The organism is uncultured Veillonella sp. (assembly GCF_900545205.1).
Lineage (GTDB): Bacteria > Bacillota > Negativicutes > Veillonellales > Veillonellaceae > Veillonella.
On the sequence record NZ_UQYC01000091.1, the window covers coordinates 1 to 5993 of the forward strand.

At 38.9% G+C, this 5993-nt stretch carries 6 protein-coding genes; 1 reads left to right on the plus strand and 5 read right to left on the minus strand.

Annotation, left to right across the window (positions count from 1 at the left end):
• Nucleotides 1-206: 206 nt before the first annotated feature.
• From purE to QZR70_RS08155, 5 genes are all read right to left on the minus strand, one after another.
• Entirely contained in the window at nt 207-698 is a 492-nt protein-coding gene (gene purE, locus QZR70_RS08135; protein WP_119208635.1) for a 5-(carboxyamino)imidazole ribonucleotide mutase, read from the minus strand.
• Between the two features lie 435 nt (nt 699-1133).
• On the minus strand, nt 1134-1574 hold the full coding sequence (locus QZR70_RS08140; RefSeq protein ID WP_005387853.1) for a hypothetical protein: 441 nt from the start codon (nt 1572-1574) through the stop codon (nt 1134-1136).
• Nucleotides 1575-1582: 8 nt separating this feature from the next.
• The gene (locus tag QZR70_RS08145) at nt 1583-2032 is read right to left on the minus strand and encodes a hypothetical protein (protein WP_005387851.1); all 450 of its coding nucleotides are present in this window, start codon (nt 2030-2032) and stop codon (nt 1583-1585) included.
• Nucleotides 2033-2058: 26 nt separating this feature from the next.
• Nucleotides 2059-2634: a xanthine phosphoribosyltransferase gene (locus QZR70_RS08150; protein ID WP_005387850.1), complete on the minus strand. Its 576-nt coding sequence runs from the start codon at nt 2632-2634 to the stop codon at nt 2059-2061.
• Nucleotides 2635-2881: 247 nt separating this feature from the next.
• Complete coding sequence (locus QZR70_RS08155) at nt 2882-3787, minus strand: LysR family transcriptional regulator (RefSeq protein WP_005387848.1); 906 nt, start codon at nt 3785-3787, stop codon at nt 2882-2884.
• 279 nt (nt 3788-4066) lie between these two features.
• On the opposite strand from QZR70_RS08155, the gene QZR70_RS08160 reads away from it, so the two are divergent.
• Nucleotides 4067-5993 (plus strand): AIR synthase-related protein (locus QZR70_RS08160; protein WP_295794389.1); only part of this gene is annotated, 1927 nt, incomplete at its 3' end.

The window sequence follows — 5993 nt, forward strand, 5'->3', positions numbered from 1 at the left end:
TGTAATGAACGATATACTCATCTTTGTTATCTGTTTGGTATACTTGTTTTGCTTTACCTTCGTACAATAATGTTAATTTTTCCAAGTCGATGTTAGCCATGATGTGTCTCCTTTATCATAAATGAATGATACAAACTATATATGGATATGTAATAAAAGAATTAAGCTTACTTTATGAGCAATGTAATCTGTAACGAGTTATAAGATTATAGTTTAATAGCGCCTTGTAGCTCTGCATTATCTGCTAGGACTTTTTCGGCCATATCTTTACGATACTGTACATATTGTTCTTTCAATTCTTTGTTGAAAGCTGCTCCAATTTGTACGGCAAATAGTGCTGCATTTTTGGCTCCGTCAACAGCCATTGTCGCTACTGGCATACCAGATGGCATTTGAACAATAGCAAGCAAGGAATCGATACCTTTTAAGGCCGTTGCATTAAGAGGAATACCGATAACAGGTAATGTCGTAAAGCTAGCGACTACGCCAGGTAGATGAGCTGCTGCACCAGCACCAGCGATAAAAGCGATGGCCCCTTCATCTTCAAGTCTTGTTACAAAGTCCTTTACAGCTTCAGGTGTACGGTGAGCCGAAGCGATTACCATTTCATAAGGAATGTTGAATTCATCAAGTACGGCAGATGCCTTTTTCATTGTGTCTAGGTCAGACTTGCTGCCCATAATAATACCGACCTTCATAGATCCTCCTAATAAAAAAGCCCAGCCGAAATAGACTGGGAAAAATGCGCACAAATAGCCTCCGTAGACTTGCGTTGAGTTTGTTGATTTGCATAGTTCACGGTGCTACCTCCTTCTTGTACACAAATTGTAACACCTAACATTTACAAAATCAACATTATTTTCGAATGTTTTTTAATTAATTATTTTTATTATTCGCTACATTCCGAACTATTCGAAAGAATTAAATTTAATTATATCGACGTTATTCAAAATATATGATTAGAAATATATACTCTTTTTTACAAAACTATATTTTCTATTAAACTTGGGTCTTTTAAAGCATTAATGTATATTTTACAAAAATAAAAAGAGGGTATCCTACCTTTATAGATAGGATACCCTCTTTCAATTAATTTCCGAACATTACGACCCTTTATCTGTATTTGTTATTGATTAGTGTGTACTACTTTCAAAAGCAGCTTTCAACTCGCCTACAGCTTCAGGGACATAGTCTACGATAGAAGACATCAATGCATACATTAATGCAGGTTCAAACGCATCGTCACCACACATGTATACACAGTCTAAATATAGACTGGAATCTTGTTCATCAATATATAGCTTATAGTTTTTGTATGTCGCATTGTCGCGGTTGATCAACGCATTCAAGGCATTCATATTTTGTGCTGTTACCTTTTCAGGACCTAACACCAAACGAATAACACTATAAATACTGTTATCAAGAATGACAAATAACGGCATATCCCACAACGGGGATTTAATGTAAGAACGGTATACAACAGTACCGTCTTCATCCTCAAAATCCTTACGTTCAAAGGATGTGATTTCTTCGTCTTTTAAAAACTTATCAAATAATAATGCTTTAGGATTCATAACAACCTCTATTTAGCTAAACCAGCTACTTTAAGAATGCCTTTATGTACAGCATCTAAATGTGGTTGAACGACTTCAAGCAATAAATTAACTACTACTGTAGGATCAAATTGCTCAGTCAAACCAGGAACAGACACATCCATGTAGATATTATTGTCTTCATTGCTCACATAGTATTTAGATACTTTATAATCTTGATTCAATGTGTTAAGTTCTTTCAACACAGCAGGAATCACTTTTTCATCAATAGATGTTGTTGTGATAGCAATACGTGCATAGGAGAATGCAGAATCATCCACAACGATGAATACAGGCAAGCTATGCTCATGAACATCCAAACGGCCGTGGTAAACGACTGTATGAAGGTCATCTGTCATTTCTTCCTTTGTAAACCAAGAGTTGCCACCTTTATTTAGGTCAGCAACGAGTAAGTCAAATTTTTCTGCTTTTTGATTCATAATTCCCTCTACAAATAATCAGACTATTAGTCTTCGATAAATACACAACCATTGTCTTTAAATTCTTTAATACGAACTAAAGACTCAACACGATACCCTGCATTTTCAAGGCGTTCACGACCAGGTTGGAAGGATTTTTCGATAGCGATCGCCATACCAACCACTTCATCACCAGCGTCTTCCACCAATTTAGCAAGGCCCATAGCAGCCTCACCAGATGCCAAGAAGTCATCGATGATCAACACTTTTTCACCGGCTGGCAAGAATTTTTTAGAAATAGTAATATCGTAGTTTTCCTCTTTTGTATAAGAGTACACAACACTATGATATACATCATCTACCATAAGAATAGATTTTTTCTTACGCGCAAATACTAATGGCACATCAAGTTCAAGAGCAGCCATCAACGCCAATGCAATGCCAGATGCTTCAATAGTAACAATACGTTGTACACCTGCATCACGGTAACGATCGGCGATTTCTTTACCGATTGCTTTAAACAATTGTGGATCGATTTGATGATTCAAGAAACCATCGACTTTTAGCACGCGATTATTGAGGACAATCCCCTCTTCACGAATGCGTTGTTTTAATAATTCCATGTGCTCTTACCTCCGCAGCATAACTATCTTTAAATTTTAACGTAAATAACCCCTTAGGGTCAACCTATATCAAGTAAAAGACTTAACAATACAGCTAGAAAAACAGCTCTCTTTAAGACTTCAAAACTTTCCACACTAAATTATAAAATTCAGTAGGTTTATAACAATATAATATAGCACAGATAACAGTACTCTAAAATATAAAAAGACACACTTTCTGAAAATTCTCATAAAGTGTGTCTCATTATTATAAGACCTTATCGCGTGTGCTTTCACGATTAACGAGCAAGGATGTAAAGCGCGCAGCCCCTTCAGATTGAGGTACCAAACGAGAACGGACAAGTACAATATCACGTGTTGGCACTGGAATATCTGTATCGATACGTACCACTGTACCTTCTTGCATCTTTTGTTGCACTACATGGTTAGGCAACATAGAAATCCCCATGTTAATTTCTACAAGATCAAGCAGCACATCGACGCTACCTAATTCAAAGCGCGGTTTACGGCATGCGCCATGAGTTACTTCATCAAAGAATGTACGGCTCGCAGAACCTTTATGCAAGAGCAAAATAGGCTCATTAAGAAGACGGCCTTGATCAAAGAAGCCTGCCCCTTTATAGTCAGGACCACCAACAAATACATCTTGAATTGTAGCCAATGTAGTTACCTCTAGTTGAGGATTATCGCGCAAGCCTTCATAATCGTTAACGACGGCTAACTGCGCTTCTTTGTTGAGTACTAATTCTACACAATCGGGTGATGGTCGATTAATGATATGTAGTCCGATTTCGCTTTCTTGCAATTGCCATTTATGGAAGTAAGGTAATAAGAAATGGCGACATAATGTGTCTGTAGCAGCCAGATTTAAGCTTTCATAAGCTTGGCTAACACGTTCTTGTAATTGAGTTACCCCATTATCAAGAATGGAAAATGCCTTAGCTACTGTATCAAATAATTCTTTGCCTTCTGGCGTGAACCCTACAGATTTTGTAGTGCGCACAAAAAGAGGCATATTAAGTTCACCTTCTAATTGCTTAATGCTTTGGCTGATGGCGGATTGAGAAACGCCTAACTCTTTGGCTGCACGGGAAAAGGATAAATATAAGCCTACCCCCAAAAAGGTTCTATATAAATCTGCAGATACTGCCATTTTATTCACCTCTGTTATATACTAATAGTAGTCTAATAGTCGTGTCTTACTTTTAAATATACATATCATTTACTATATTATAAGTATGGACTCTCAATATATAATGAATATGTAGAAATCTTCATGAAAGTTAGGTCTTATGACCTTCATGAACCTTTCATATTTATTAGTATTTCTAATCTTTTCATAAGTAAGATTATCTTTACTTATAAGTCTAGACCGACTATACTTAATTTGTCAATATCCCATAGGGAATTATATACATTACAGGAGGCTACAATGGCTATACAACGATTATTCGTAACAAAACGAGAATCTTTCAACCAAGAAGCACAACGCATGTTACAAACCTTACAACAGGAATTATCTATGCCTGCTACAGGGGTAACCATCTACGAGCGTTATGATATCGAACATGTAGATGCAAAAGATTTAGAGGCTGCAAAAAACCTTATCTTCTCCGAGCCTCCTGTAGATACAGTCTTAGAAGAAATCCCAGCTGCACAAGGTTTCGTTTTCGCTGTTGAATATGTACCAGGTCAATACGATCAACGTGCTGACAGTGCTGAGCAATGTATTTCCATGCTCACTCTTACATCTGGCCACATCGTTCGATGTGCTCGTGTATTCGCCATCGAAGGTACTTTCACAAAAGAACAAGAAGAGGCCATTAAAGCGTACTACATTAACCCAGTAGATTCCCGCGAAGCGAGTCTTGAATTACCAACTACATTGGCCCTTGAATTAGAAGATCCTAAACCAGTGGCAACAATCGACGGTTTTACAGACATGAGCGATGCTGATTTAGAAACTCTCATCGATAGCTATGGTCTCGCTATGACATTGGCAGACCTCAAATTAATTAAGCAACAATATGCAGAAGTAGAACACCGCAATCCTACCATTACAGAAATTCGCCTCTTCGACACCTATTGGTCCGACCACTGCCGCCACACTACATTTATGACGGAATTAACGGATATTACCATTGAGGATAGTCGTTTCACAGGTGCAGTAAAAGAAGCCCTTGAAGAATACATGGAAGGCCGTGCTGAACTATATACAACTAAGAAAAAGGCTCGCTCCCTCATGGACATGGCAACACTAGCAGTTAAAGAATTGCGTCATGCAGGCGGTTTAACAAATCTTGATGAATCCGATGAAATCAATGCATGTACAATCATTATTCCTGTTGATGTAAACGGCAAAACTGAAGAATGGTTGTTATTATTTAAAAACGAAACTCATAACCACCCTACTGAAATCGAACCATTTGGTGGCGCTGCAACGTGCTTAGGTGGCTGTATCCGCGATCCATTGAGCGGTCGTGCTTATGTATACCAAGCTATGCGCGTTACAGGCGCTGGCGACCCTCATACTAGCCTTGAAGATACATTAGAAGGCAAATTACCACAAAAGAAAATTACCCAAGAAGCTGCTCGTGGCTACTCCTCTTACGGCAACCAAATCGGCCTTGCTACAGGTGAAGTAAAAGAATATTACCATCCTGGTTATGTGGCTAAACGCATGGAAATCGGTGCGGTTATTGGCGCTGCACCTCGTAATCAAGTACGTCGTGAAGTACCAGTCGCAGGCGATGTAGTAGTATTACTAGGCGGCAAAACTGGCCGCGATGGCTGTGGTGGCGCTACTGGTTCCTCTAAAGAACATACCGTAGAGTCCCTTTCCACATGTGGCGCAGAGGTTCAAAAAGGCAACGCCCTTACAGAACGTAAAATTCAACGTCTCTTCCGTCGCGGTGAAGTAACAACGCTTATTAAACGTTGTAATGACTTTGGTGCAGGCGGTGTATCCGTTGCTATCGGTGAATTAACAGATGGTGTAACAATCAATCTTGATTTAGTTCCTAAAAAATACGCTGGCCTTGACGGTACAGAGCTAGCCATTTCTGAATCTCAAGAACGTATGGCTTGCGTCATCGCCGCAGCTGATGTAGATGCGTTCAAAGCCTACTGCGACGAAGAAAATTTAGAATGTACAATTGTAGCTGATGTAACTGATACAAATCGCCTTATCATGAACTGGAATGGCGAAACAATCGTAGATATCAGCCGCGACTTCTTAAATACAAATGGTGCAAGTCAACAGCAGGAAGCTATTGTAACAGCTCCAACGGATCGTTCTTACTTCTTACGTGGTTCTTCTAGTGCAGAGAACTTCAAAGAGAAATGGCTTGCAGCCGTAT

Coding starts and splice junctions, on each gene's coding strand:
- QZR70_RS08150 (WP_005387850.1), bottom strand. CDS start 2,634: ATGGAATTATTAAAACAACGCATTCGTGAAGAGGGGATTGTCCTCAAT.
- purE (WP_119208635.1), bottom strand. CDS start 698: ATGAAGGTCGGTATTATTATGGGCAGCAAGTCTGACCTAGACACAATG.
- QZR70_RS08140 (WP_005387853.1), bottom strand. CDS start 1,574: ATGAATCCTAAAGCATTATTATTTGATAAGTTTTTAAAAGACGAAGAA.
- QZR70_RS08155 (WP_005387848.1), bottom strand. CDS start 3,787: ATGGCAGTATCTGCAGATTTATATAGAACCTTTTTGGGGGTAGGCTTA.
- QZR70_RS08145 (WP_005387851.1), bottom strand. CDS start 2,032: ATGAATCAAAAAGCAGAAAAATTTGACTTACTCGTTGCTGACCTAAAT.